Origin of the sequence: Bathymodiolus azoricus thioautotrophic gill symbiont, assembly GCF_001298715.1 — a bacterium.
GTDB lineage: Bacteria > Pseudomonadota > Gammaproteobacteria > PS1 > Pseudothioglobaceae > Thiodubiliella.
This window is the reverse complement of record NZ_CDSC02000207.1, coordinates 1-1,055: the sequence shown is the minus strand read 5'-3', so window position 1 is coordinate 1,055 and position 1,055 is coordinate 1. Positions and strand designations below refer to the sequence as shown.

The 1,055-nt window shown below is 39.9% G+C and carries 1 protein-coding gene and 1 pseudogene; one reads left to right on the top strand and one right to left on the bottom strand.

Features of this window, described 5'->3' with window-relative positions; genetic code table 11:
- Positions 1 to 565: pseudogene (locus tag BAZSYMA_RS04035) on the top strand (pyridoxal-phosphate dependent enzyme); the annotation flags it as partial.
- Positions 566 to 805: 240 nt separating this feature from the next.
- On the opposite strand, the gene BAZSYMA_RS04030 reads toward BAZSYMA_RS04035, so the two are convergent.
- The coding region (locus tag BAZSYMA_RS04030) for a hypothetical protein (protein ID WP_195910086.1) at positions 806 to 1,055 on the bottom strand (250 nt) is incomplete at its 5' end.

Below are 1,055 nucleotides of genomic sequence, written 5' to 3'. Positions count from 1 at the left end.
TTGATGAATTAGGTAGAGCGCCTGACTTCCATTGTTTACCTGTAGGTATGCCGGTAATATTACCGCTTACTGGAAAGGTTATAGCGAATACGCCAAAGAAACCAACGGAATTGCCGCAGTAAGTAGCAATACACCTGTTATGTGTGGCTATCAAGCAGCCGGTGCTGCACCTTTCACCGCTGGAAAAATGATTGATAACCCAGAAACAATAGCAACGGCTATTCGCATTGGTCATCCACAGTCTTGGGATTTAGCGTGGAATGTACAAAAAGAGTCAGGCGGCTGGTTTGATAGCTTTGCTGATGAAAAAATCCTCGCTGCACAAAAAATGCTCTCTGCTTATGAAGGTATTTTCTGTGAACCTGCTTCAGCGACTTCATTAGCTGGCGCATTAAATGATATTGCCACTGGAAAAATCCCTGAAGGCAGTACAATTGTTTGCACCTTAACAGGTAATGGCTTAAAAGATCCTGATACGGCAATTCAACAATGTACTGAGACACACCCTGTATCGGTTGATGCCTCTTTAGATGCAGTAAAAAAAGCAATCTTAGACAATATGTAAGAATAAACTTGGGGTGAGCACTGCTCACCCTTTACTATCGTGCATACTCAATAAACTCCACTTCACACTCTCGTTAAAAACAGCCTCTATTGTTTGTAACAGGGAAGTAAAAAAATATAATCATCCAAAATATATTTATAAGCTATATTTTCCAAGCGGAACAACTATGAATTCCCCCCTCGCCCTTCTCGTAGATCGTACGAGCAAAGGGAAAGCAGAAAAACCAATCGGCTTACTTGGTTAATGAACCGAGGAATGAATAGGCTCCACAGTAACTATCTGCTCTATAACATCTTGAACCTTATGCATAGTTGAAAAATCTAACTCACAGCCATTAAACATATCCATCACCGCCCCACTTAGCAAAGCCTTATGATCGTTCGTTATATGTAAATCTTTTTCCAAATCGAAACTAGGCTTAATATCCATCACATCTAAATCAAAAATATCAGCAAGTACAAAATAAACGGTCATAGTCATCATATTTTTG